20 protein-coding genes and 1 pseudogene are annotated in these 25,563 nt (G+C 36.6%); 7 read left to right on the top strand and 14 right to left on the bottom strand.

The genetic code is table 11. The features are described from left to right. Positions 1-12 precede the first annotated feature (12 nt). The gene (locus STA7437_RS02990; protein WP_041619109.1) at positions 13-303 is read left to right on the top strand and encodes a hypothetical protein; all 291 of its coding nucleotides are present in this window, start codon (positions 13-15) and stop codon (positions 301-303) included. Between the two features lie 20 nt (positions 304-323). After that, a complete protein-coding gene (locus tag STA7437_RS02985; RefSeq protein ID WP_015191890.1) occupies positions 324-1,661 on the top strand; it encodes a histidine phosphatase family protein in 1,338 nt (445 codons plus the stop codon). A 95-nt stretch (positions 1,662-1,756) separates the two neighbouring features. Here STA7437_RS02985 and STA7437_RS02980 read toward each other — a convergent pair whose 3' ends face one another. The 3 genes from STA7437_RS02980 to STA7437_RS02970 all read right to left on the bottom strand — a co-directional run bounded on the left by STA7437_RS02980 (position 1,757) and on the right by STA7437_RS02970 (position 5,606). Next, positions 1,757-2,872, bottom strand: a complete 1,116-nt coding sequence (locus STA7437_RS02980) for a hypothetical protein (protein ID WP_015191889.1) — start codon at positions 2,870-2,872, stop codon at positions 1,757-1,759. Positions 2,873-2,879: 7 nt separating this feature from the next. Further along, complete coding sequence (locus STA7437_RS02975) at positions 2,880-4,097, bottom strand: ABC transporter permease (protein WP_015191888.1); 1,218 nt, start codon at positions 4,095-4,097, stop codon at positions 2,880-2,882. An 84-nt stretch (positions 4,098-4,181) separates the two neighbouring features. After that, entirely contained in the window at positions 4,182-5,606 is a 1,425-nt protein-coding gene (locus tag STA7437_RS02970; RefSeq protein ID WP_015191887.1) for an efflux RND transporter periplasmic adaptor subunit, read from the bottom strand. 228 nt (positions 5,607-5,834) lie between these two features. Here STA7437_RS02970 and STA7437_RS02965 point away from each other — a divergent pair, with 228 nt between their 5' ends. Then, the gene (locus STA7437_RS02965) at positions 5,835-6,731 is read left to right on the top strand and encodes a tetratricopeptide repeat protein (RefSeq protein ID WP_015191886.1); all 897 of its coding nucleotides are present in this window, start codon (positions 5,835-5,837) and stop codon (positions 6,729-6,731) included. Positions 6,732-6,874: 143 nt separating this feature from the next. On the opposite strand, the gene STA7437_RS02960 is transcribed toward STA7437_RS02965, so the two are convergent. Next, positions 6,875-7,273, bottom strand: coding sequence for a response regulator (locus STA7437_RS02960; protein WP_015191885.1), 399 nt, complete (start codon positions 7,271-7,273; stop codon positions 6,875-6,877). 132 nt (positions 7,274-7,405) lie between these two features. Here STA7437_RS02960 and STA7437_RS02955 point away from each other — a divergent pair, with 132 nt between their 5' ends. Continuing rightward, complete coding sequence (locus tag STA7437_RS02955) at positions 7,406-10,018, top strand: DNA gyrase/topoisomerase IV subunit A (protein WP_015191884.1); 2,613 nt, start codon at positions 7,406-7,408, stop codon at positions 10,016-10,018. Between the two features lie 493 nt (positions 10,019-10,511). Here the strand turns inward: STA7437_RS02955 and STA7437_RS02950 are convergent, their stop codons facing one another. Both STA7437_RS02950 and STA7437_RS02945 read right to left on the bottom strand, forming a co-directional pair. After that, the gene (locus STA7437_RS02950; protein WP_015191883.1) at positions 10,512-11,663 is read right to left on the bottom strand and encodes a ferrochelatase; all 1,152 of its coding nucleotides are present in this window, start codon (positions 11,661-11,663) and stop codon (positions 10,512-10,514) included. Between the two features lie 525 nt (positions 11,664-12,188). Continuing rightward, on the bottom strand, positions 12,189-13,058 hold the full coding sequence (locus STA7437_RS02945; RefSeq protein WP_015191882.1) for an outer membrane beta-barrel protein: 870 nt from the start codon (positions 13,056-13,058) through the stop codon (positions 12,189-12,191). Positions 13,059-13,192: 134 nt separating this feature from the next. Here STA7437_RS02945 and STA7437_RS02940 point away from each other — a divergent pair, with 134 nt between their 5' ends. Beyond that, positions 13,193-13,735: a hypothetical protein gene (locus STA7437_RS02940; protein ID WP_015191881.1), complete on the top strand. Its 543-nt coding sequence runs from the start codon at positions 13,193-13,195 to the stop codon at positions 13,733-13,735. Between the two features lies 1 nt (position 13,736). Here the strand turns inward: STA7437_RS02940 and ruvX are convergent, their stop codons facing one another. The 4 genes from ruvX to STA7437_RS02920 all read right to left on the bottom strand — a co-directional run bounded on the left by ruvX (position 13,737) and on the right by STA7437_RS02920 (position 17,230). After that, the gene (ruvX, locus tag STA7437_RS02935; RefSeq protein ID WP_015191880.1) at positions 13,737-14,162 is read right to left on the bottom strand and encodes a Holliday junction resolvase RuvX; all 426 of its coding nucleotides are present in this window, start codon (positions 14,160-14,162) and stop codon (positions 13,737-13,739) included. 21 nt (positions 14,163-14,183) lie between these two features. Next, the gene (locus STA7437_RS02930; RefSeq protein WP_015191879.1) at positions 14,184-15,488 is read right to left on the bottom strand and encodes a hypothetical protein; all 1,305 of its coding nucleotides are present in this window, start codon (positions 15,486-15,488) and stop codon (positions 14,184-14,186) included. Positions 15,489-15,505: 17 nt separating this feature from the next. After that, positions 15,506-15,781, bottom strand: a complete 276-nt coding sequence (locus STA7437_RS02925; protein WP_015191878.1) for a hypothetical protein — start codon at positions 15,779-15,781, stop codon at positions 15,506-15,508. Between the two features lie 96 nt (positions 15,782-15,877). Then, positions 15,878-17,230, bottom strand: coding sequence for a tetratricopeptide repeat protein (locus STA7437_RS02920; protein ID WP_015191877.1), 1,353 nt, complete (start codon positions 17,228-17,230; stop codon positions 15,878-15,880). A gap of 129 nt (positions 17,231-17,359) precedes the next feature. On the opposite strand from STA7437_RS02920, the gene STA7437_RS25785 reads away from it, so the two are divergent. Next, positions 17,360-19,702 carry a DNA polymerase III subunit gamma/tau gene (locus STA7437_RS25785; RefSeq protein WP_015191876.1) on the top strand — a complete coding sequence of 781 codons (2,343 nt, stop codon included), beginning with the start codon at positions 17,360-17,362 and terminating at the stop codon, positions 19,700-19,702. Positions 19,703-19,991: 289 nt separating this feature from the next. Then, positions 19,992-20,963 carry an aldo/keto reductase gene (locus STA7437_RS02910; protein WP_015191875.1) on the top strand — a complete coding sequence of 324 codons (972 nt, stop codon included), beginning with the start codon at positions 19,992-19,994 and terminating at the stop codon, positions 20,961-20,963. A 24-nt stretch (positions 20,964-20,987) separates the two neighbouring features. On the opposite strand, the gene STA7437_RS02905 is transcribed toward STA7437_RS02910, so the two are convergent. The 4 genes and pseudogenes from STA7437_RS02905 to STA7437_RS02890 all read right to left on the bottom strand — a co-directional run bounded on the left by STA7437_RS02905 (position 20,988) and on the right by STA7437_RS02890 (position 25,452). Beyond that, positions 20,988-21,500, bottom strand: a complete 513-nt coding sequence (locus STA7437_RS02905; RefSeq protein WP_041619714.1) for an FHA domain-containing protein — start codon at positions 21,498-21,500, stop codon at positions 20,988-20,990. A 311-nt stretch (positions 21,501-21,811) separates the two neighbouring features. Next, positions 21,812-23,164 carry a trans-splicing intein-formed DNA polymerase III subunit alpha C-terminal partner DnaE-C gene (locus tag STA7437_RS02900; RefSeq protein WP_015191873.1) on the bottom strand — a complete coding sequence of 451 codons (1,353 nt, stop codon included), beginning with the start codon at positions 23,162-23,164 and terminating at the stop codon, positions 21,812-21,814. 533 nt (positions 23,165-23,697) lie between these two features. Next, positions 23,698-24,143, bottom strand: a pseudogene (locus tag STA7437_RS02895) (DUF29 domain-containing protein). A 73-nt stretch (positions 24,144-24,216) separates the two neighbouring features. Beyond that, positions 24,217-25,452, bottom strand: a complete 1,236-nt coding sequence (locus STA7437_RS02890; RefSeq protein WP_015191872.1) for an RNA-guided endonuclease InsQ/TnpB family protein — start codon at positions 25,450-25,452, stop codon at positions 24,217-24,219. Between the last annotated feature and the right edge of the window lie 111 nt (positions 25,453-25,563).

The raw sequence follows: 25,563 nt of genomic DNA, 5'->3' as shown, positions 1-25,563 counted from the left end.
CCGAGGATTTTGATGTATTCAACTGGCATTATCCCATTTTTCCAGATTTCAGGTTACCACAGATACGTTAGAGGAAACAGATGTAGAGGTGTAGGGGAGAAAAGATTCAGGGGGGCAAAAGGTGCAGAGGTGAAAAGATGCAAGGATGAAGACATAAATTTATTAACAATAATACTAGGTTTCTCCTCTCTTCCTCTCCTTATTCTCCTTTTCTATTCTGTCCCAATTGTGGCTAAAATAGCTAAGGCACAGATAAACTTAGTTCTAAATATTTCAAAAATATCCTTTAAAACTAATTCATAATTACCAGGAGGATTAGAAAATTGGCTACTCGCGTGATTATTGTTCGCCACGGACAAAGCAGTTATAATGCTCAAAAAATGATTCAAGGTCGTTGCGATGAGTCAGTTTTAACACAAAAAGGTATTGAAGATGCTCAGATTGTAGGGAAAACCCTTAGTGGTGTTCAGATTGATGGTTTTTATTGTAGTCCTCTACAAAGAGCCAAAAAAACCGCAGATATTATTTATGATTATTTAAACAATCCTCCTGATGTACAACCTACAGAACAATTACTAGAAATTGATTTACCTCTGTGGGAAAAACTTCACAAACAAAATGTAGCTCAACAATACGCAGAAGATTATCGTACCTGGAAACAGCATCCTCACCAATTTAAGATGATATTGGCAGAAGGAAAAGAACATTATCCTGTTCTTTCTCTTTATCAACAAGCACAACAATTTTGGCAAGATATTCTTCCTCAATACCAAGGCAAAACTATTTTAATCGTTGCTCATAATGGCATCAATCGCTGTTTAATCATGAGTGCGATAGGTATTCCAGTAGAAAGATATCACTCAATTCAACAATCCAACTGTTGTATTAATGTTTTAAACTTTACTGGTAGTTATGGTGAACCAGTTCAGTTAGAATCTCTCAATCAAACTTCTCATTTAGGTATTCCACTTCCTACAACTCGTAACCCTCATTTTGGTCCTCGTTTACTACTAATTCGTCACGGCGAAACCCAATGGAATCGGGAATCTAGGTTTCAAGGTATTAGAGATATTCCTCTCAATGATAATGGTAGGGAACAAGGTAGAAAAGCAGGTGAATTTCTTAAAGATCTCAAAATCGATTTTGCTGTGACTAGTCCGATGTTACGTCCCAAAGAAACGGCAGAGATTATCTTACAACATCATCCAGAAGTGACACTGACAACTAATTCTCTTCTACAAGAAATTTGTCATGGTTTATGGGAAGGAAAACTTGAAACAGAAATCGAAGCAAGCTTTCCTGGATTGTTAGCCCAGTGGCAAAAAGCACCTGAAACAGTGCAAATGCCAGAAGGAGAAAATTTACAACAAGTTTGGGATCGTGCAGTGGCAGCTTGGGAAGATATTGTCGCAACCTACGCGAATTCCGATTCTCCTCAAACTGGAATTGTAGTAGCACACGATGCAATTAATAAAGTGATTATTTGCTATCTCCTAGGATTAAAACCAGATAATTTCTGGAATATTAAACAAGGTAATGGTGCAGTTAGTGTGATTGATTATCCCAACGGTTTAGAAGATAAGCCAGTTTTACAAGCGATTAATCTTACTACTCATTTGAGTGGTGGTATTTTAGACCGCACCGCAGCAGGGGCATTATAAACAGTTATTAGTTACTAATTAGTAATTATTAGGGAGGAACAATTAACCATTAACAATCATGTATCTTATAGAGCGTGAGAACGACTATGAATTGTTTATTTTGTTGATAAAGATTGCAAAATTTCTCGATTGACTTGGTCAATTGTAGCCATAATACTTGATTGATGATTGGCTAGTAGAGAAGCCTTAATTTCTTGCAAATAATCATAAATAGCTTCCCTTAAGATTGGTTTTTCAATGGCAACAGTATGATGATAATCCCAAACATCCCAAATAATAATGCCCACTGCCACAATAGGATCGAGTAATTGTGCGCCTAATTTACCTGCTACGACTCCGCCTGTTTTTGCTGCAATTTTTGTGCCTGCTTTACCAGCCATAGAGATAGCTACTTTACTGCCAACTTTAGTCACTACTGGTATCATTGCTTTGGCTAGTAAATAAGTACCACCTCCAGCAATAAATTTCATTGATAAATTAGAAATATTACCTTCTGTGTCCGTAATAGTAATAGCAATATCATCTAAATATCTTTCCCAATTGCCTTGAGGAATGTGATAACTAGCTTGAATTTGAGTGAGATTGTTTTCTAGTTCATTGATATATAGATTAACAGTATCTCTGGTAATTCTTTCTAATTCTAATTGAGCAATTTTGGGACGAAGCACTCTTTTAGTAAATTCAGTTTGAAATTTTTCTGTTATTTTTTCTGCGACTGCTTGTTCTGCTGATAAAGTTTCAGGATTAATCCAATGAGATACTGAAGAAGATAACCAAATTAAAGGAGTACTAAATTCAATTTTCTTTTGATTAAAATAATCGAAATACCAATCTAAAAAACTATGATCGACTCTCCACATTAGTTTGTCGAGCCAAGCGTCTAATTCTGCTGTAGCAAATTCTTTGGAATCAGTGTAAGCAGTTTTAACTCCAACAGCGATCTTATTATCAATGTAATCTGGATTAGACAGAGTTTTATTAATAAATACAATCTCTTCTTGTTGTGGTTGTTTGAATTCAGAAATTTTACTAATTGAATTAACTAAAAATGCTTTGCCTATTAAAGGAAAAATTACGACTAAAACAACAATTGCCCAAGCCAAAATAGCAAGAGATTTAATTAATTGAATCCAAGTTTTAAAGCGGTCGGTTTTCTCTGCATAACTAGGATTTGGAGTTGCTTGTTTTTGATTTTCATCTGTTTGATTCATTATCAGTTTAAATACTTCTTAATGCCACAATTGGATCGAGTTTGGCAGCAGAACGTGCAGGAAACACACCAAAGAAAAGTCCAATTCCACCAGAAACACTTACTGCCATAACAATTGCCACAGGGGAAACAGTAGCTGCTAAGGGAGAAAATGCTCCTACTATTAAAATAGTACCAACTCCAATTAAAGTACCAATTACTCCACCCGTAGCCGATAAAATAATTGCTTCGATTAAAAACTGTCCTAAAATATCTTTTTCTCTAGCACCGATCGCTTTACGTAAACCTATTTCTTGAGTTCTTTCTCTGACTGAAACTAGCATAATATTCATTACGCCAATGCCACCAACGAGTAGAGAAATTCCTGCCACCGCAGCTAAAAGAAAAGTTAAACCATTAGTTACTGTGCCAACAATTGTCAAAATATCTTTTTGAGTTTGTACCCCAAAATCATCACTATCGGTAATTTTATGACGTAAGCGTAAGAGGTTTTCAATTTGAAACTTAGCTGCACGAATGCTATTTTCATCTTTGGCGGAAATAGCAATAAAAGAAACTTGAGTTCCGTAAGGAGAAGTGTTGCCAACAATTTGATTAGACATTGTTGTAAGTGGTATGTACACAGAATCATCTTGATTACTTCCCAAAAAAGAACCTTTTGATTCCATTACACCAATTACTTCAAAGCTAATATTTTTAATCCTAATTTGTTTACCAATTGGATTAGTTTGTAAAAAAAACTGTTCGGCGATTTCTGAACCTAAAACAACCACACGATTATTACGCTTAAGGTCATTTTCATTGATAAATCTACCTACAGCAACCTCAAAACTTCTCACACTCAAAAACTCTGGTGTTGTTCCAATTACCAATTTATTATTATTGCGACTGCGATAAGTAATCAGTTGATTACCATTAATTTGAGGAGCAACTTCAGTGACGCTTGGGACTTGTTGTGCGATCGCGTCTGCGTCTTCCCACACTAAAGTTTTTGGTAAATCAAAGGATGTACGGCGTTCTTCTTGAGAACCAGGTACGACAAATAAAACATTAGGGCCTAAAGATTCAAACTGTTCTTTAGCTAATTTTTGCGCTCCCTGTCCTATACCTACTAAAGCAATTACAGAAGCATTCCCGATTACAATACCTAACATGGTTAAACTACTTCGTAACTTATTACTGGTTAAGGTAGAAGCTGCCATTTTTAGGTTTTCTACAATATTCATTTGTGAATTGTTAATGGTTGATTGTTTATGGTTAATTGTTCGTCCCTAATAATTAGTAATTATTAATTAGGAATTAGTAACTGTTTATTCTGATTCTTTATTTTTTTCTTCTGGCAAATCAATAAACACGCGATCGCTTGTATTTAAACCTGATAAAATTTGAGTTTTATCTCCTAGAGTGAGTCCAATGTTGACTGGTTTAAATTCGGGTTGATTTTTTTGATTGAGAATCATGACTCCTTGTTCTCCTTCTTGAGTCACAATAGCTACAGTAGGAACAACTAAAGCATTATTTAATTCTTGTCCCAAAAAAGTAACATCGACATTCATTTTTGAGAGTAACTTATCTTGACCAGTCATCAAGGCAATTTTGACTTGAAAAGAAGTCACGTTATCCTCTACTACTGCTTCAGGAGCAATAGTTTTAATGACACCAAAAAAAACATCGTCTGGATAAGCATCCGCAACAATTCTTACTTTTTGTCCTGGTTGTAACTGACCAATATCTACTTCTGGAACTTCCGCTACTATTTCTAAGCCTTGTGCGATCGCTAAAATTGAAGTCGAAGTAGCTGAAGCTGTACTAGAAGCCGAAGTAGTCGGAGTGACAAAAGCTCCTTCCACCGCATATTTTTGAGTAATAATGCCATCAAACGGAGCAGTTAAAATTGTATCAACAAATTGAACTTCTACTTGCTTAAGCGCAGCTTGAGCAGATTCTACCGCAGCTTTTAAAGAAGCTATTTCATTTTGAGCATTTTGTTGTCTTTGTTCGAGAGCAAGTTTAGCTTCACCAATAGCAGCAGCTAATTGTTCTAGTTCAGGATTGCTAGTACTTTTAAGTTGTTCTAGACGTTGAGCAATTTCGGCTAAATTAGCCTGAGCATTTTGATAATTATTGACAGTTTCATCAAAACGATCCTGAGTAATTGCTCCTTGCTCAAGCAGATATTGATTGCGTTTAATCCTCTGTTGAGCTAATTTTAAACCTGATTCTGCTGCTTGCAGTTGCGCTCTAGTTTGGTCAATATCTTTAGGAATTCTAGCTTGAGCTTGATTAAATTGAGCTTGAGCTTGAACCAATCTAGCTTTAGCCTGTTCAATTTCACCTGCGACACTAACTTTTTTCTCTTGAAGATTAGCTATTGCTTGTTTGAGATCAGCTTGAGCTTGAACGCCTTGAGCTTGAACGTCAACATTTTCCATCACTGCCAGCTTTTGTCCTTGTTTGACGGAATCACCTTGTTCAACTAATAACTTAGCTAAACGACCAGGATTTTTAGGGCTAATATTGACACTTTTGATTGGTTCTACAGTGCCACTAGCTTTAATTTGTACAGTTAAATCTTGTTGTTCAACAGGTACGGTTAACTCTTCTAATTCGGAGCGAGAACCAGCATTCTGCACAGTGAAATAAATAGTCGTGCCTAGCAAAATAAAACTGCCCGTAATGATCCCGACTATCCAAGGTAAAGGACGTTTTAGCTTGCCAAATAAAGGACGTTCCATAAATATTTTTAACCAATGAAATGATTAGGCAATAGAGGAGCTAACCAAGATATACTGTAATTTAATCTTTACTTAAATATTAATTTAAAACAAAAAAAATGTGGGTTAACTCCTCCTCAAGTAAGGCTTTGAGCGAATTATTATTAAATATATCCATTTAAAATAAGGAAAAATACCTTTAACATAGATTGAATAATAGAGTGTGTACGTTTACATTGAGGCGATGCCGTGCCTAAATTGAAGTGGTTATTTTCTCTGATAGTTTGTACTGGTTTATCTAGTATAGCTGTTCCTGCCAGGGGACAAGCTCTTCTTCCCTACATACCAAAACTAAATTCAGAACAACTAGAACAGCAAGGTCTGCAACTGCTTCAAGATGCAGTACAACTAATTAAATTTCAGCAGTATGAATTAGCTTTACCTAGAGCGGAATTGGCTACTCAATTAGCTCCTAATACCTATGAAGTTTGGTATATTTTAGGCAGTCTTTACGTACAACAAGACCAATTGGACAAAGGAATTCAAGTCCTAGAAAAAGCAGAAAAACTTGCACCTAATCAAGAAGGAGTTTTATTTACTCTAGGTAACGCTTATTTCCAACAAGGTAATTATCAAGCAGCATTAGAAAAATTAGAAGCAGGGTTACAAATTAAAGGTGATGCTCCCGAGGCTCTTTTTGATTTAGGCAATACTTATTTAAAATTAGCTCAATATCAGGATGCTATCTCTTCTTATGAAAAGGCTGTTTCTCAAGAAGAAAAATTTTGGCCTGCGATTAATAACGTTGGTTTAGTTAAATACGAACAAGGTGATATTAGTGAAGCAATGGAGCAATGGCAAGCTGCTCTCAAAATTGACCCAGAACAAACTGAACCACAACTTGCTTTAGCAGTAGCTTTGTACACTCAAGGCGAAGTTGACAAAGGAGTAGAACTAGGAGAAGCAGCTTTAGCTAATGATAGTCGTTATGCTGAACTTCAGTTTCTCAAAGATAATCTTTGGGGAGAACGTTTGCTTGAAGATACCAAAGCTTTTCTAGCTAATCCACAAATGCAAGCAATTGTTTCTCGTCTTAAACAAGAAACTCCCGCAGACAATTCGTCAGAAACCGATCTGACACCATAATCAAAGCAAACTAGTTGATTTGTACTAGTAAAAATGATATCATGCCACTGAAGTCAAAAAGGCAGTGGCTCTAAATTTTAATAGCTATACTTCTCAAGTTGTTGACCACAAGAAAATTATCGTTTGAGATTCCAAAGTTTGGCTTACGACTGATTAATCAAAGCTAAAATTTGGTCGATAAACTTTTGGTGATCGACAACAGGTTTAGAAATATAATCATCAGCACCGCTTTGTTTGAGAAAATTTTCGCGATCGCCTTGCATAGCATGAGCAGTCACTAAAATTACTGGCAGAGCAGAAGTTTTTGGGTCAGATTTTAACATTTGGGTAATTTTGATGCCATCGACTGATTTTCCTTGATAAACGCTATTAGCAAGAGAAACATCCATTAAAATAATATCTATTTCGCCCGATTGAGCGAATTGAAGAACTTCTTCAACATTTTCCGTGCCTTTTACTTCCAAACCCCCTCTTTTAGTCAGAATTTTGGAAAAAACTCGAAAATTAATCGGGTCATCTTCTACAATCAAAACCGTTGTCATGGATATTAATTACAAAACTTTTCTTTCAATTCAAAGGAACTTAGTGTTAAGAATAACTTGAATCAGGTTACCTTGAAGTCAGTACCTGTCTACTAACACAATTGTGGCTTAAAAGTTTAGGATCGGAAACTCATGGCAAAACAGTTTAACCTACTCGGTAGTGGTCAAATTATTTCTACTGCTCTCCACTCGGAGATGGAAAGGTCTTATCTGGAATATGCTATGAGCGTGATCGTGGGAAGAGCTTTACCAGATGTTCGAGATGGACTTAAACCGGTACATAGGCGAATTTTGTATGCGATGCACGAACTTGGTTTGACTCCAGACCGCCCTTTTCGTAAATGCGCCCGTGTAGTAGGAGATGTTTTGGGAAAATACCATCCTCACGGCGATCAAGCCGTCTATGATGCTTTAGTGAGGATGGCACAGGATTTTTCTACTCGTTATCCCCTGCTCGATGGTCATGGTAATTTTGGCTCGGTAGATAACGATCCTCCAGCAGCAATGCGCTACACTGAAACTCGATTAGCTTCTGTGGCTCATCAGGCAATGTTGAGTGAAATTGGCGAAGCAACTGTCGATTTTACGAGTAATTTTGATAATTCTCAGCAAGAACCAGTAGTTTTACCTGTTCAACTGCCGATTTTACTCCTCAATGGTTGTTCTGGTATTGCAGTAGGCATGGCAACCAATATACCGCCCCACAATTTATCTGAAGTAGTCGATGGTTTAATTGCTTTAATTGATAAACCAGATTTACCAGATCAACAATTGTGGCAGTTAATTCCCGGCCCTGATTTCCCGACAGGAGGAGAAATTATTGATAATTCGGGCATTATTGAAGCTTATCGTACTGGGAAAGGAATTATTACGGTTCGAGGAGTAGCCAAAGTTGAGAACATTTCTGTCAGCACTAAAAGACGCAAAGAGAGAACCGCGCTGATAGTTACAGAGTTGCCTTATCAAGTTAACAAAGCTAGTTGGATTGAAAAAGTTGCTGAGTTGGTTAATCAAGGCAAAATCGAAGGAATTGCCGATATTCGTGATGAGAGCAATCGTGCTGGAATTCGGGTCGTAATTGAATTAAAACGAGATACCAATCCTCAACCAGTTCTCAAGCAACTTTATCGACAAACAGCCCTGCAATCTAATTTTGGGGCAATTATGCTTGCTTTAGTAGAAAATAAGCCTTGTCAGCTTCCTTTGCGAGATTTATTGACAGAGTTTTTAAATTTTCGCGAACAAACTCTTAGAAGGCAATACAGTCATGACTTAGAACAAGCACAACAACGCCTTCATCTGGTTGGAGGATTGCTCTCCGCTTTAAATAATTTAGATCGCGTGATTGATATTCTTCGCAATGCTGCTGATGGAACTACAGCAAAATATACTCTGGAAACAGAACTAAATCTAACTGATGCTCAAACAGATTCAATTTTAGCGATGCCGATGCGTCGTCTGACAGGGTTGGAAAAGCAAAAACTAGAAACAGAATTTGCTGATTTACAACAACGTATTGCTGAATTGGAAAGAATTTTACGCGATCGCAATGAATTAATGAAGTCTTTGAAAAAGGAATTTCGCGCTCTCAAACGTAAATATGGTGATCAACGTCGGACTAGAATTGTTATTCCTGTTAAAAAAGAGCAACCCAAACAAGAGTTAAAAGATACTCAAGGAGTAAAAGAAAAACAAAAACAAGTTTTGATTTCAAACGAAGCCAATGGTTCGGGAACTAAAATAGAAAAAGAAGCAAAATTTTCTGATTCCTCAAACAAACAGAAAAAAATAGAGATTCAACCTTCAGTTTTCAATATTGAGCGCGAACCTAATGCCACTATTGCAATTACCCATCAAGGTTGCATTTATTGGCAAAATCCTACTCAAGAACAAGAATTATTACCTTCTAAACCTAAACCAGGAGAAGATTTTGTCGTTCAAACTGAATTGATTAATGATCGCGAACAAGTCATTGTCATCACTGATAGTGGTAAAGCCTATCCTCTCAATATTGAAGAAATTCCTGCCAAAATTCAAGCCCAAAATGTCACTGCTTTGAATCTCTTATCCAAAGCTGCTCAACGAGATGCTAGTAGTACAGTGGCGCACTTTTTCTTACCCACAGAAGACAAAAATCTGGATTTAATTTTATTAACAGAAAAAGGCATGATTAAACGTCTGCCTGTTTCAGAATTAACTAATCTTGGGAATCGGGGTTTAGTTTTAATTAAACTTAAAGAGCAAGATCGTCTCAAATACGTTGGTTTTACCAAAGAAGATCAAGAAGTCGCGATCGCAACCACAGGAGGTCGTATTCTGCGTCTGCCTGTCAACGATCAACAAATTCCTATTTTGGGTAGAAATGCTCAAGGTAACCAAGCTTTGAAATTACGCTACGGTGAAGCAATAGTTGGTTGTGTTACTTTAAGGAGTGAAGATAAACTACTTTTAGTAACTCAATCGGGCTACGGTAAATGTATTCCTGCAACGGCTCTTAGATTAGCGAGTCGAGGTGATATTGGTACACAAGCAATTCAATTTAGTAGTAAAACTGACAATTTGGCTGGTATGATCTTGGCTCAACCAAATCAGTCAATCATGGTAACTACAAATAACGAACAAAAATTAGTTATTGCGATCAATCAAGTTAATTTATTAGGAACAGATGGTGCTGGCAATAAATTAGTGAAGCTTCAATCACAAGAAATAGTAACGGAACTTACACGGTTAAATTTAGATCAGTAATTCCACTACACCACCCTTAGACGTAAAAGTATAGATAGGAGAAGAGGAGTGTTGGTAAAGGACACTCCTTTTTCAGAAAGTTACCAGTTACTAATTACTAATTATTAGGAACGAACAATATTTGGATGAAGCAGAGAGTTAAAGAATTTGAGACTGTGAGAGAATGTGTTGATGCAGCTTTCCAAAAATGTCCTAACGTATATGCGTAACGCTATAACTGCTCGACTCATCACTTGAGAGATAAAAACGCTAGCCGTAACATTCGCCTAGAAGGTATAAACAGGCTGACGGGGCTTACAAGCATTCGAGGAAACCTCGAAGTCCCCCAACGCCAAATGACAGCCCCTCGGCTGGGACACAGCCTTCGTGGAGACGACGTAAGACTTGGAACTTGTTCTAAGCAGTTGTCTGTGAAACGAGTACCATCCTTTGAACAACCTGCCTTGTTTTAGGAATCCCTCAATAAATTGAGGGAGGATGTCAATCAAGCAGTTTAATGATGATGATGGTGGTGATGATGATTTGCTTGAGCTATGGCTAATTGCGGATTAATAGTTACTCCTTGTTCGGATAATAATGCTTCAATTTGGGGATTTGCCCAAGCTGCTGCCATTGCTAAAAAGTTTGGATTGTCGTTAACACAAGGCATTTGTACAAAAGTTATTTGTGAATGACGATGTTGTAGATGATGAATAATATGATCTACATCTAAAAGAGTTTCGTGGTTTTCTGTAGCAAACCCAATCGGCATCATGATAATTGCAGTTGCGCCCAATTCAATTAGATTTTTAGCTGCTAATTCAACATTAGGTTGTGTCCACTCAATTAAAGGTGTATCATGATTTAGCCAACCAACTGAAATGAGAGGATATTTATAAATTAATTCTTCTCTAACTGACTCATACAAAGCTTGACTTTCATCAATTCCAGAAGTGAATCCTTTAGCTTTATGAGGACAACCATGATTCATTAAAATAATGCCAATTTGCGAAGGTAAATGGGCTTGAATTAATTCGGTTTGAATTTTTTCTTCTACCATTCCTGCTAGCAATTTAATGTAGTCTGGTTGGTTATAAAACGATGGTATGTAACGAAGATTTTTGAGCCAATGTTCTTCACCTGTAGTCAATTGTGAGATAGCTTTATTGACTTGTTCTACAGCAATTCCACTTGTAAAAATAGAATCAACTACTAAGAGAGGATAAATTAATAATTTGTCGAATCCTTCTTCTTGAATTTGTTGTAAAACCTGTTGAGGAAGGAAAGGCGCACAAAAATTAAAAGCTTTAAAAACTTTAACTTTTTCTCCCCAAGTTTGCTGTAATTGCTCTTCTATGCCTAGTCTTTGTTGTTCAAAAATTTGGTTATGAGGAGAAATAAAATTGTTGTGTTGATGACTCCATTCATGTAAATCGAACAAAGCTAATAATTTAGCCAAAGGTGGATAAATCCAGCTAGGTACGGGAGCAAATTTCGCTGTTAATAGATTTAATGCCTGTTCATTATAGTTGGCAAAATCTTCATAACTTTCTACTTCACCGTATCCCATCAGTAATACTGCAACGCGATCGCTTTTTATAGCAGCATGATTTCCATTATGTTGTGCTACAGATAGATGATTTTTGTGGTCAGGAGTTGTTACCATATATATCTTTTTTAGGGGATAATCAGCTTTTATAAGCCAGTATTAGTTTTAAACTAGCATCCCCTTCCTGGGCATAGGGTTAAAAAATACTAAAAAAAAATAACTTGGGTTACTTCTTTACAAATTTCTCCTGGAATGGCAGATACTGACAAAGGATACGCAGTGCTTTGAATACTAGTAGATCGAGAAGCAAATGGAGGCGGTTATCCAGAAGATACAGCAGTGAGTGATATTTATCGTATAGATCAATGATGATTAAAAATCTCTGAAATGCTCTCTGGTAAATTTTTGAAGCTGATTCAAATCTTAGAAGAATTATAGCCGTCGAAGGAAAGATCAGGACGCATAAATTTTGTAAGGGCGAATGACCATTCGCCCTTACGTTAAATACTTTTTCCTAACCTATAATTCGGCTGCTATAGTATAAAAATTAATAATTGAAGAGAGTCAAAATCTTAAAATGATCGGATTCAAAAGTTATCAACTCTATAAGGATCAATAGGCTTAAAAGGAAGGTAAGAGACTTTAGAAATTAACTAGCAATCCTACTTCTGGTGATATAGTATCAATAGTATAGTCCCCTATAGGATGGACATATCTAACTTGAGTAAAACCCTCGTATTTATCAGCTAGTTTAAAGGTTAAACCAAGTTTGACTTGTAGAGTAAAACTAATATCATCTGCAACACTAAGTTCAAGACCTTGTTCAACACCTAACTCTTCAGCAAGCTCATCACTAATTTCGGTACTTAATTTACCCTTAGATAGTCCTAGCCCAGGACTTAAAAAAACTGCAACATTATTTTGTTTTGATAAGGGCTGAATAAATCTAGGATTGAAGAAAATCCCCCATTCAGAATAATTTAAATCATCTATTTCAGTACCCCCTCCAAATAAAATAAATTCTAAATCAGTACCAACATTGTTGTTGAACATAGCTCCTAAAAAAAGACTTCCACCAAATCCTGTATCTAAGTCAAGCTCGAAATCACTCTCGTTAATGTCCTCCTCTTCAATATCTTCATCAATCTCGGAATCATCATCCAAATTTAGTAAATCTAGATCATTAGTAGGAAAAAATGCTCCTAAAGAACCGCCTACATAACCTCTTATATTTTTAGTTTTAGCCTCACTATTATTATTATTAGTTTGACTGTGTGTGTTCTCTTCTTGTCTAGTGTCCTGTTGCTTTAACTCTTCTTGAGGACGATTTTCGTAGGTATCTTTGTATTGACTGCAATCGGGACTTTGCAAACCATAGTCAAACGCACCTCGACTGCAATATAATTTGTAATCCTCATAACTATCAATACTTTGAGCTTGTACTTCGCTATGAATACTTAATAATAAGCAACTAACCACGCTAGTTATTAAAACACAGTTTTTCACTATCATTCGTTGTCCTCACTTCAACTTTCATATCCTTCCCAAGTGTTTTAATTGAGTGATCATACTCTTCAAAAATTGTAATTAGAGGACATTAAACTTAATTAACGCTTCAATATACTTCAACAAGAGTAAAGTTAAAAATGACAATTATTATTTGTTCTGGTATTCATGATCCAGATTTAACCAATAATTTTATTCAACATTTAAAAATTATTAATCAAAAATTTTTAGCAGCAAATATTTTAGTTATTACTTATCCCAAAATACCTGTTTATTCTCCTGTGCATTTAGAGCAATTTTTAACAAAAAACATCAATCAAAATGATTCTTTATTGTTTATTGCTTTTAGTGCTGGAGTAGTTGGAAGTATTGGTGCTGCTAGAAATTGGCAATCAAAAGGAAGAAAAGTTAAAGCTCTAATTGCTATCGATGGATGGGGAGTTCCCCTAATCGCAGATTTTCCAATTTATCGGCTCAGTCACGATTATTTTACTCATTGGAGTTCGGAATTATTAGGAAAAAGTACAGAGAGTTTTTATAGTCAGCCAGAAGTAGAACATCTAACTATTTGGAACTCACCCCATCAAACTTGGGGATGGTGGTTAAACAAATCTGGAGCGAAAATTCGTTGTACTGCTGCTGATTTTGTGCTGAATTTACTGCAAAAATATGATGAGATTTAAATTAATTCTGACGACGTTCATCTAACCACTGCTGCAAAATAATTGCTGCTGCTTGAGCATCGATTAATTCTTTTTGAAAAGAAGAAAAACGCTTCTGGGTTTTTAGTTGTGCTTCGGCTTCCACAGAAGTAAGACGCTCATCTACATATTCGACTGGTAATTGTAATGCTTGACTAATTCTTTGGGCAAATTTCTGCACTTGTTTGGCTTGAAAACCAATACTGCCATCCATCGAATAAGGCAATCCTATTACCAGAATTTCTACTTGTCTTTCTACAATAATTTCTTTGAGTTTGGCTACATCTTGTTGAAAAGAACTGCGTTTGATTGTAGTTAAAGCTGTAGCAATTAAACCAGTACCATCACAACCTGCTATTCCCAAACGCTTTTGTCCGACATCCAAACCTAAAGCCAAAATTCTCTTCATGACCAACTCAAGATTGATAACCTAAGCATGATGACCATTATTAGGTGGTTTAGAAGATTCATTAGCTGGTGTTTCCTCTGTAGAAGCAGAAGATTCTGAGGAATTAGTCGGTTTAACCGAATGGTTATAGGAAGTAGCTTGATTGGTATCTGTTTGATTAAGATGAAGTAAATTTGATTTAAACCAAGAAATCCGCGAAGGAATTGGTGTTCTGGCTGGTTTGAGTCCTTGGAATACTTCTGATAGCTGTAACCCTTCTAAAGGTTTACTTTCTTTAACTTTGTGCCAGACTGATCTTGACATCAGTAAAGTATTAGCAATTGGAGTTGCTCCTACTTTGTTGAGATATTCTTCTCTTTCAGGTTGATAGTCGCCTGAAGCTAGTTCTAAAGATTGAGGAGGATATCCTTGAACCATTTGAACCATCTGACTAATTAATTTAGGATAAAGCCAGGTATAAGCAGGATGAACAATTAGTTTGGCTTGATGGGAACGAGAACCATCTTTAGACAACTCTAGTTGAAAATGTCCAATTGCTACTTTACGCTGAGATTCAAAGACATATCTTTTGGCTATCTCGCTATGTTCGATCCATTGTTTAAGTTTTGCGACCGCACCTTCCCACAAGTTGGTTTTAAAATCTTGAATATGGCGGTCAAAAACTTGACGAAGTAGAGGTGGCATAGCAATGCAATCTAACTGATAGATTAATTGAGCATCAGCATTACTAACAGGTAAAAGCGTGGGTAAATCGGCGTTAAGTTCTGCTAATTGGGAAAATAATTCAGGTTTAATTTCCCAATAAGTCATTTGTGCCAAAGGCTGAAAACCGTTTTCTCGATAAAGTGCTAGATGATGTTTTTCGTTGATATCAACTTCCAAAATCCAAGTGCGAGCTTCCCAAATACTTTCTAGACAATAGCGTACTAGTTGAGAAGCCACTTCTTTTTGCTGGCTCAATAATTCTAATTCAGAAGCATTGGTATTAAGTAAAATTCGCTCTACTCGCCAAGTACTCCGAGTGTGATTAAAAGACGATACCTGAATTAAACCAAGAATTTGTTGCGCTCGCGACCCCTGAGTAGGGACTCCTCGTTCTGCCACATAGATACGTAATCCTTTTTGAGAAGGATGAGGAAGGAGGCTGAAAAATTTTCTGAGTCTGTACCACGAACGAATGGGTTGTTTTCCTAACTCAATAGCTCCTAACCGCCTGTATGTTTCAGCCTCATCAGATTGAAGAATTAAAGCATCGATCGCCTCTAAGTCGCGGTATTGCAGAGGACGAATAATTGGTTTAGATGTTTCAGGTACAGATAAAGTCATGTCTCTTACTTAAATGGTTAATCAACCCGCTCTAGCTGCCAAAGAATTTGATTGCCTTCTCTTCTGACCCTAGAAACAACCCAGTTACGCCAAGACCAGTGGTCACCTCGGCTAGTGACTGCACTAGCGTTAATATCCATCAAGTCGGCTAATTCAGAGCTACTAATAAGATAGCCTTTGCTGGCGATTTCATCAGCAATTCTGAGGGTATCAATTAGATTTCTTAATTGAGTAACTCTTTCTTCACTGGGAACTCTCAATTCTTCGGTTGTATTGTTAGATAATTCCATCATAGCGAGTAAAAACCTAATAATTTTTGATTTAGTCTTTAAGATAAACTATCTTTTTGATTGTTAGCCAATCTAATTAATGTGTTACCGTCATCTTAGCTAATTTATATTAGGGTTATCCGTCAATAAGTCAATATACCTTGAATGAGCTTCTTGAAAATCTGGCTTAATTTCTAAAGCTTTTTCATAACTAGCAATCGACTCTTCAGAACGTTGTAATTTTTCTAAAGCACAACCGCGATTGTACCAGAATTGGTAATCTCCAGGTAAGATTTCAATCGCTTTATCCCAACTTGCCACAGCTTCTTCCCATTTTTGTAATTGATAAAGAGCATGACCGCGATCGTTCCAAGCTTGATAATTATTGGGGTCAATAACTAATGCTTGATCAAAAGATTCTATCGCTTCTGAATATTTTCCTAAACGTCCTAACGCACTTCCTCGATTGTGCCAAGCTGCTGATAAATTAGGATTGATTTCTAAAGCTTTTTCCCAACTCATTACTGCTCCATCAAAATCTCCCGCAGTAGCTTGTTTTAATCCTAGATTGAACCAACCTTCTACCAACTCTAGAGTAGGTTGATGCTCAACAGAATTAATGTCGTCAATTAAAGTGTTAGCAAGAGTCTGGGGATCGCTCTCAGTAAGCTCAAGTTGTTGAGAAATCGCTTGAGATAGTTGGTCGTCTTCTGCATTTGGTTGCCAAGTTAAGTTAGCAACTTCATCTTCTGATTGGGTTAGGGTTGAAGGATGATTCCAGGAAGAAGCTAACTCTGAAAAATCTTGATCTAAATTAAAAGCAGGAGCAAAATCTTCTTCTGTAGAAATTGATGCAGTTTGGTCGCTTGTAGATGAGTCAGAAAGGTTTTCTAAAGATTGATTTTCAGTGTCTGTTTCTAAAGCAACGTTAGAGATTTCTTCTACAACCTGCTTTGATCCTGAAATACTTTCCTCTGTTTCAAAAGATGCAGAAGAATGAATTAAGGTTTCTTCTTCTTCAAGGGGTTTAATCTGAGCTATTTGTAAGTCTGGCCCATCATATTCCCAAATTAGATCGTTATTGCTTCCGTAAAATAATTGTCGACCAATTCGATTGGCAACAGCACCAATTTGTCGCACACTGGGAGTAGATTGAGTTAATTCGCCTAAACGAATCATTCTCGCGCCTAACTGCTGCATTGAAGGTGTGGTTGCTAGAGAGGTTTTTTGACCAAATCTTTCTAACCAGGCAATCCAAGCTTCTGGTTTACCGCGTTCCTCTAATTGTTGAAAAAACTTAGCGATTCTGCCTTGATGCCAACCATGAGCAACTCCTTCTAAAAGTTGACCAAATAAAAATTCATAATCTGCATCAGATAAAATAGCGGTCTCGTTAATATTAGAGTCTGGACTAGCTTGAGCAGAATCAGAATTTGGCTGTTGATTTGATTGTTGCTTAATCCGCCTAAGCATAACTCAATTCCTTAGTTCAAAAATACTGGCTGAAAGTGGCAAGATAGATTTAGCCTAATTTATCTTGCTTAATTGTACAGGCTTAATTTTGTACTACCCAGACAATAAATACTGAGTTTTACATCTACTATGTCTTATGAACCTCTTCATCACAAATATCGACCGCAAAGATTTGCCGACTTAGTTGGACAAAGTGCGATCGCTCGTACCTTAATTAATGCGATTAATCAGAAAAAAATCGCTCCTGCTTATTTGTTTACGGGTCCCAGGGGAACAGGGAAAACTTCTAGCGCGCGTATTTTAGCTAAATCACTCAATTGTCTTAGTAGTGATGATCCAACGGATCAGCCTTGTGGAAAATGTGAAGTTTGTCGTGCGATCGCTACTGGAACAGCTTTAGATGTAATCGAGATAGATGCTGCCAGTAATACGGGAGTAGATAATATCCGCGAAGTTATTGAGCGCGCTCAGTTTGCTCCTGTTCAGTGTCGTTATAAAGTTTATGTGATCGACGAGTGCCATATGCTCAGTACCGCAGCGTTTAATGCGCTGTTGAAGACTTTAGAAGAACCACCTCGTAATGTAATTTTTGTTTTAGCGACAACCGATCCGCAGAGGGTTTTATCAACTATTATTTCCCGTTGTCAAAGATTTGATTATCGTCGCATTCCTTTGGAGGAAATGGTAGCTCATCTTTCTTATATTGCCAGAGAAGAAGCAATTGATATTACTGAAGATGCTCTCACTTTAGTAGCTCAGATTGCTAATGGTGGATTAAGAGATGCAGAAAGTTTATTAGATCAATTAAGTTTATTACCTGAAACTATTACCGTTGAAAAGATTTGGGATTTGGTAGGTGCAGTTCCCGAACAAGATTTATTGTCTTTATTGCAAGCAATTAGAGAAAGCAATCCTGAACAGATTTTACAAAAATGTCGTAATTTATTAGACCGAGGACGAGAACCAATTATTGTTCTACAAAATTTGGCTGGTTTTTATCTTAATTTATTAATTGCCAAAACTGCTGCTCATCGTTCGGATTTGGTAGCAGTAAAGGAGACTACTTGGCAAAAATTAATTCAGGAAGCGAAAAACTGGGAAATTAATTTAATTTTACGGGGTCAGCAGCAACTCAAGGAAGGAGAGGTTCAATTAAAACATACTACTCAACCTCGTTTATGGTTGGAAGTAATTTTGTTGGGATTATTACAAGGATCATCAACTCTCAAACCAAGTTCACACGACAACACCTCGATCAATGATCACTTTTTACCTGCTACTAATGTAGTTCAATCTACTTCTGTGACTGAGAAAGTTGTAGTAGATCAAAAAGAACAAAATTCTGTTACTCAAATTCCAGCTAATACTAAAGTTTTAGCTTCTCAAACACCGCCTCAAAAATCAACTTCGGTTGTTTCTACAACACCAGAAAATAACCACCTGCAAGAAAAAAGTAAAGAAATTTCTACCGATGTAGTTGAAGAAAATCAAATTAATCAGACTGAAGATTCTCAAGAGATTTGGTTCAAAGCGATTCAATTAATTCAACCACCAACCACTCAAGCTTTGTTAATTCAGCAATGTTATTTAATTAAAATTGAAGCTTCTGTAGTTACGATCGCGATTAGTTCTAGTTCTTTGTCAAAATTACTTCAAGGTAAAGTAGCTAATATCGAATCCGCTTTTTCTCAAGTTTGTCGAAGAAAAATGAAGGTTCATTTTGAAGTTAATTCTTCAACCAAAGCAGAAAAAAAAAACTTAGATAGTGATTTCAAAGAACTCTCGACACAAAATTCTCAAAGCGATCTCGCTTCCAGCGAGCAGCAAAGCGGTCGCAAAGTGGAGGTAATTGATAATCACTCAGAACAAATTATTTCTTCCACAGTGATAGTATCACCTCAATTATCTTCAACAACTACGATCTCTGAACCAAAAATCGAGCATTCTAATGATTTTGCTTCTCTTTCCGCAGAATTAGAAACTGATGTAAATGACAATGATTTAACGGATAATCATTTAACTCAATTAGAAACTAATCAAAATTATGAGCAAGTTCAATTAAATCAGACTATTTCCCAACCAAACAATTTCAACTCTGAAGCAGATTTTCAAAAAGCGATCGAGATTTTCATCAAAAATTTTGAAGGAGAAATTGCAATCTTTTCTGATGAGGATATTGAAACAGAATATGAAGAAACAACAATTATTATTCGTGATCAAAATAGTTCATCACCAGACTTAATGAAGCAGTCAAAAGTAACTAATTATTCCTTCAAAGATCATCTTAAAGTTACAGGTAGTCGCCCTGATTTAAGTGACTATGATGATGATGACATTCCCTTTGTACGCCCTCTAAGCTATAAAAATAATAACGATAAACTCTACGACTCATGGGAAGTAGCAGCAAATCGTCCAGGAGTTTGGCTATATGGAAATAGAGGATTATTTCTCACAAAATTTTTAATTAATTAACTATAGCCTAGCAGTTACCAGTAGAGACGTTCCATGGAATGTCTCTACAACAGTTACTAAAGATTAAGTAAAAAGTAAAAAGTTAGAGACTTGTCGCCGACACGTCTGTACAAAAGCGCGAAGCGTCCTGAGTGAAATGAAGGATCAAAGTAGCAATTAACTATCAACCATCAACAATGAGCAGTTATCAGTTAATAATATGAGAGATTAATAATCAACCATTAACCATTAACACTCTTGAAAAACGTTTAGAAGAGATTCGCTACAATGCTGGTAAAAAACAATAGCTATGAATAGACAAACTAGACGCAACTTCCTGATTGGCAGTGTTGCTGCTGCGACGGCAATTGGTGGAAAAACATTGACGCAACCTGATGCCAAAACAAACCAAACGTCAATTAAAATAACTCAGACAATGCCCGAGAAAGTTCTGGGTAAAACTGGAATTAGTTTACCGATTTTTGGGTTAGGTGGTGCTGGACAAACTCCCTTATCTTATCAAGGAAAAGAACAAGAAGCGATCGCTATAGTTGAAAAAGCTTTATCTTTGGGAATTCGCTATTATGATACTGCTGCCAGTTATGGCCCTAGCGAAGCAAATTTAGGCAAAATCTTGCCTACTTACCGCAAACAAATTTATCTTAATAGTAAAACTGCTGCTCGCGATCGAGATGGAGCATGGCGTGACCTAGAGCGATCGCTTCATAATCTCAATACTGATTATCTAGATGGATGGCAATTGCATCATGTTTCTTTCATGGAAGAATTAGAGCAAATTTTGGGAGAAAATGGCGCAATAAAAGCTTTTGAAGAGGCTAAAGAGCAAAAATTAGTTAAATATTTAGGTATTACTGGTCATCACGAACCCGAAGTGATTGCAGCAGCATTAACCAGGTATCCTTTCGATACTACTTTAATCTCTCTCAATGCAGCCGATATTCATCATCCTCGTCCCTTTTCTACTACTGTACTTCCTGTTGCCCAAAAGAAAAATGTGGGTGTGATCGCGATGAAAATACCAGCTTACGGACGTTTGTTTCAACCTGGTCTTTTAGAAGGAATGCATCAAGCAATGGGTTATACTCTTTCCTTATCGGGAGTACACTGTTGTATTATTGCTGCTGAAAATCCTGAACAATTAGAAGCTAATTTCAGGGTTGCCCAAGCTTTTAAACCTTTTGATCAAACAGCAATGAAAAATATTGAACAATTAACTGTCAATGCAGGAGAAGCAGGTGCTTTTTTCCGTCAATGGACATAAATCCGCGAAAAATCGTGGAGCAGGTTAAATTTCGTCTGAATTTAAAATAATAGTATCTTTATAACTAAGATTCTTGTTTTTGGTTTTTTGTTGAGGTTTTTCAACTTCACAATATTCTAAAAATTCGTGAGTTTCAGTATTGTAAGGAATATAGTTATAGGTAATTTTAATAGTTTCTCCAATCTCAACTAAATCTCCAGATTTGAGACGATGTAGCGAAGTTTTATTGCCATTAACTAAAATGCCATTGCGACTTCTTTTATGTTTGCCTTTCCCATCAATAATCCAATAAGAACAGTTAGTTTGTTGAGGTGATTTTTCGTATTGAAGCCAAGCAATAGTAGCATGACACCGAGACACCATATTATTTGTTAATACCAAAGAACTTTGAGGATGTCGTCCAATCAAAAAAATACTCGAATTGAGAACTACTGCTCGTTTCGATTCTGGAGACTCCACAATTAAAATGTGTCTACCTTCCAGTAAATTTGCTTGATCAAATTTTATGAGAGTAAGCTTAGGTTTTGGCTTGGACATTGGTTTAATAACTGTCTGCATCATATAACGCAAAATATTTGATCATGAGTTAGCTAAAAGATTTTTAATTACTATTTTGACTCTATAAATTAATCAGTTCCTTAATATAAATATAAGATTGTTATAGAGTATTATGTTTATTTCGGCTAGACAAAAAAAATACCAATAAATTTTATAATATTTATTCTCTAATAAAAGTGAATCAAATTAAACGATAAACTGACATCAGTAAAAACATTGAATCACAAAAGTTACTGAGAAAAGGCTGTTAAAAAACTTTATTAAAGGTTAACTTTATCTTGCAGTTGATTTCAACTAGAAACTAAAGGTTGATTGTAAACAGAAAAACCAGCATTTTTCAAAGAAATTATAGCTCCACGTTCGTCTTGAACCCAAAATTTTTGTCCGAGACGAATAAATTGACGTTGATTGTTATGACTAATAATTACTAGGACTGGAATTTTAAATTTATGAGGTTCTCCTGAATGTTCCTGAAGAATTCCTTTTAATTTACTAATAATAGATTGATCTAGTGCTTGTTGAGGAGTGATTTCTAAAGTAATTATTTGAATTTTATCTACTAATTGGGCATCTTCAATAATTAATTGATACTTATCATTGCGTGCTTGTGCTTTACCCCACACAATTAGATGGTAATTTTCCTTAAGTAAAGATTCGATTTTCTCGTACGTATCAGAAAAAACTGTACCTTCTGCTTCTCCAGTAACATCTTCCATTTGAACAAAAGCCATCGGAGTACCTTTTTGCGTAATAATTGTTTTGACTGCATTGAGCATTACTACAGCACAAATTTTCTGTCGAGATTTTTGTTCTGATAATTGATTGAGATTAATAGGAGATAAAATTTGAGTTGATTTTTGAATTGCTTTAAGAGGATGATCAGAGACGTAAAAACCTAAATGTTCTTTTTCAAGTTTGAGTTTTTCTTGTAAAGGAAAATCTTCTACCTTTGGTGTGCTAGGTGCTTGTTCAAAGGTAGAACCATTTTTATTACTATCAGTTGTAGAAATATTATTCATCAAGTCAAATAAATTCAACTGACCAATTTCTTTTTCTTTGGCTCGACTTTGCGCCCAAGGAATAACAACTTCTAAATCATTAATTAACTGTTTACGATTTGGCTCAATTTTATCAAAAGCACCACAATAAATTAAAGTTTCTAAAGCACGACGATTAACTACTCTCAAATCAACTCGTTCGCAGAAATCTGCTAAAGAATTAAATTTTCCTCCTGCTTCGACTCTAGCTTGAAGAATATTGTCAATTGCTCCTTGTCCCAAATTTTTAACCGCAGATAATCCAAATAAAATTTTATTTTTTTGAGGAGTAAAATCTTCTTCAGAACGATTGATATCGGGGGGTTCGACTTCTATCCCCATTCTTTGACAGTTTTCTCGATATTTTTCTACTTTATCGCGATCGCCACTACTAGCGGTTAGTAGTGCGCTCATGTATTCTACGGGATAATTGGCTTTGAGATAAGCTGTTTGATAAGTCACATAGGCGTAAGCAGTAGAGTGAGATTTATTAAAACAGTTGGAAGCAACCACACCATTGCTTAACAAAAAGTTGTGATCTTTGGTTACACCAATATCGTATACAGGTTGTTTGCCTAAAGATTTGCGACTAACGATTTTAACCATATTTAATAATGAAAAATTATATATTGATTAAGAAGTTTTGTATCAAGCCCGCAATGCTTCGACTACATCAACTTGACTGGCTTTGAGTGCTGAAAAAAACTTGCTCTTACTAGTAAAGCAGAACTAACAGATAAAATAGTTCTTTGAGCAGAAAATTTGTAAGGAGCTTGGATAATTTTTGTAGTAGCTGTATGTATGATCGCGATCGCCCTCTCCTACCTTAACCTGCCTACGGTTAAATCTTCACCTGGTGATTTTAGTGTTCGTTGTCCGCCATACTCCATACTCAACTGTACCGCTTTCAGAGGCTGTAAATTATTATAGTAATGGCAATTAAAAATACTGGAACAGAAAGCCAGACTAAATAAATTAGACAGCCGATAATTAAAGCAAGATTGATGCAAAGAAAAAGAAGAATTAAAACTGTTTGAGAAATAGTGTTAATATCTTCTGTCCATAAATCAAATTACAATCGCTTCATTATGCTACAAGACAAAGCTCTTTTGCTGATAGCTTTTTTTTAACTTCAATTGCTATGTATTTGGTTCTGGAAAGAAATTAGGATTCATAATTTCTTCGGGAGAATAAGGGCATTGTTCTGGAAAAATTTGTTCACCTAAGCGAGTTTCCCGAATCGCAAAAGCTAAACCAAGTTCATAGGCAGCAAGAAAAACCTCATTGAAGTATGGCTTTAAACTCGGACTATCTTGCAAAAGTAACTTTATTTGGACACGCTGTTCTCGAATAGTACTCAACCAACTACTACTACGCTTTTCAGCTTGAAACTGCCATTTGAATAAATGCCCTAACAACACTCCCAAGCGATTTCGCAATTCTTGGCGTTCTTTCCTACCAAAGTCTCAATTTCCTCAATTAGATTAGTTACGTCTATTCGATCCCAATGTTGAGCTTTGAGTAAATCGACTTGCTCTTGAGTCCAAGCGTAAAAATCAGTTTCATAAAGAGAAGAGGTAGACATTGTACCAGTAGATAATGAGAGTTTTTAACTTTTGACATCCTCCCTCGTTAAAACGAGGGATTCCCAAACATCACTATTTGGGTTTCTGTTTCTTTCTCTTTCGAGTCTTTCGCAACTGCCTACGCGAGTTGCTCATGGGGGTTTCCCCCATGACCGCACTCGCTCCTTTAACCTTATGGTTATCAGGTCTTATGTCCGCTCCACAGACAATCACTGCGAGTCCCGCAGCGAGTATATTTTTTCCAGCGTTGATGTCTCTATCGATGTCTGTTGTCTTACAGCTAGGGCAGTCCCAACTGCGAATATTCAAAGGCAACTTATCCATTACAAAACCGCAATGGTGACATCGTTTAGAGCTAGGAAAAAAGCGGTCAATCTTGACCAGTTTTCGCCCGTACCACTCACATTTGTACTCAAGCTGCGCTCGCATTTCACCCCAAGCAGCATCGCTAATAGAACGAGCCAGCTTGTGATTCTTGACTATGTTTCTCACCGCCAAGTCTTCAATAGCAATCAAGCTATACAAGCGAACCAAACGAGTAGTCAACTTGTGCAAAAAATCGGTACGAGCATCTTTAATTTTGGCGTGTATTCTAGCTACTTTAAGTCGCGCGCGCTCTCGGTTACTAGAGCCTTTGGTTTTCCGACTCAGTTTCTTCTGCGCTACAGAGAGCTTGCGATACAGACGATTAAAATGCTTGGGATTGGTTATCTTCTCACCATCACTGGTACTAAGCAGACTGGTGAGTCCAGCATCCAATCCAATCTTTTTGTCAGTTGGTGGAAGTACCTCTACGGTATAGTCATCAACCAACAAAGAAACGAACCAACGTCCAGAAGGTTCGAGTTTAATAGTAACAGTCGAAGGTTCGCATCCTTTTGAAAGATACCTCGACCAAACTATATTCAATGGCTCATTGCATTTAGCCAGCCACAGTTTCCCGTCTCGGTACTTAAAAGCAGATTTGGTAAACTCTGCCGAACCGCCATTACGTTTTTTCTTAAAGCGAGGATATTTAGCCCGTTTTCCCCAAAAGTTAGCAAAAGCTTTTTGGAGATGTCTCAAGCATTGCTGCAAAGGTACACAACTAACCTCGTTGAGAAAATCGAGTTCTTTGGTTTTTTTCCAATCAGTAAGAAGACTAGAGGTTTGTTTGTAATCAATCCTCTCTTGCTTTTCGTACCAAGCGATTGTTCTGGTAGCCAAAGCTTTGTTATAGACCAAACGCACACAGCCCATTGTTCGTCGCAAGAGAATCTCTTGCGATGATGTTGGGTAAAAGCGAAACTTGTAGGCACGTTCAGTCATGCCTCACATTTTAACACATTTAATGTAAAAACTTTATTGGAGGCGCGAATTCCTCTCGTCGCGCTTGGCGAGAGTCTCCTTCGCGAAGAACGATGAAGTCTTATTAAAGGC

It is taken from the genome of Stanieria cyanosphaera PCC 7437 (genome assembly GCF_000317575.1).
In the GTDB taxonomy this organism is placed as follows: Bacteria; Cyanobacteriota; Cyanobacteriia; order Cyanobacteriales; family Xenococcaceae; genus Stanieria; species Stanieria cyanosphaera.
This window is presented reverse-complemented; position numbering and strand designations above follow the sequence as displayed.

Excerpts from the sequence above, each read along its gene's own strand:
- STA7437_RS02990 (WP_041619109.1), top strand. The coding sequence starts at position 13 with ATGTATTCAACTGGCATTATCCCATTTTTCCAGATTTCAGGTTACCAC.
- STA7437_RS02980 (WP_015191889.1), bottom strand. The coding sequence starts at position 2,872 with ATGAATCAAACAGATGAAAATCAAAAACAAGCAACTCCAAATCCTAGT.
- STA7437_RS02975 (WP_015191888.1), bottom strand. The coding sequence starts at position 4,097 with ATGAATATTGTAGAAAACCTAAAAATGGCAGCTTCTACCTTAACCAGT.
- STA7437_RS02970 (WP_015191887.1), bottom strand. The coding sequence starts at position 5,606 with ATGGAACGTCCTTTATTTGGCAAGCTAAAACGTCCTTTACCTTGGATA.
- STA7437_RS02960 (WP_015191885.1), bottom strand. The coding sequence starts at position 7,273 with ATGACAACGGTTTTGATTGTAGAAGATGACCCGATTAATTTTCGAGTT.
- STA7437_RS02955 (WP_015191884.1), top strand. The coding sequence starts at position 7,406 with ATGGCAAAACAGTTTAACCTACTCGGTAGTGGTCAAATTATTTCTACT.
- STA7437_RS02950 (WP_015191883.1), bottom strand. The coding sequence starts at position 11,663 with ATGGTAACAACTCCTGACCACAAAAATCATCTATCTGTAGCACAACAT.
- STA7437_RS02945 (WP_015191882.1), bottom strand. The coding sequence starts at position 13,058 with ATGATAGTGAAAAACTGTGTTTTAATAACTAGCGTGGTTAGTTGCTTA.
- STA7437_RS02940 (WP_015191881.1), top strand. The coding sequence starts at position 13,193 with ATGACAATTATTATTTGTTCTGGTATTCATGATCCAGATTTAACCAAT.
- ruvX (WP_015191880.1), bottom strand. The coding sequence starts at position 14,162 with ATGAAGAGAATTTTGGCTTTAGGTTTGGATGTCGGACAAAAGCGTTTG.
- STA7437_RS02930 (WP_015191879.1), bottom strand. The coding sequence starts at position 15,488 with ATGACTTTATCTGTACCTGAAACATCTAAACCAATTATTCGTCCTCTG.
- STA7437_RS02925 (WP_015191878.1), bottom strand. The coding sequence starts at position 15,781 with ATGATGGAATTATCTAACAATACAACCGAAGAATTGAGAGTTCCCAGT.
- STA7437_RS02920 (WP_015191877.1), bottom strand. The coding sequence starts at position 17,230 with ATGCTTAGGCGGATTAAGCAACAATCAAATCAACAGCCAAATTCTGAT.
- STA7437_RS25785 (WP_015191876.1), top strand. The coding sequence starts at position 17,360 with ATGTCTTATGAACCTCTTCATCACAAATATCGACCGCAAAGATTTGCC.
- STA7437_RS02910 (WP_015191875.1), top strand. The coding sequence starts at position 19,992 with ATGAATAGACAAACTAGACGCAACTTCCTGATTGGCAGTGTTGCTGCT.
- STA7437_RS02905 (WP_041619714.1), bottom strand. The coding sequence starts at position 21,500 with ATGTCCAAGCCAAAACCTAAGCTTACTCTCATAAAATTTGATCAAGCA.
- STA7437_RS02900 (WP_015191873.1), bottom strand. The coding sequence starts at position 23,164 with ATGGTTAAAATCGTTAGTCGCAAATCTTTAGGCAAACAACCTGTATAC.
- STA7437_RS02890 (WP_015191872.1), bottom strand. The coding sequence starts at position 25,452 with ATGACTGAACGTGCCTACAAGTTTCGCTTTTACCCAACATCATCGCAA.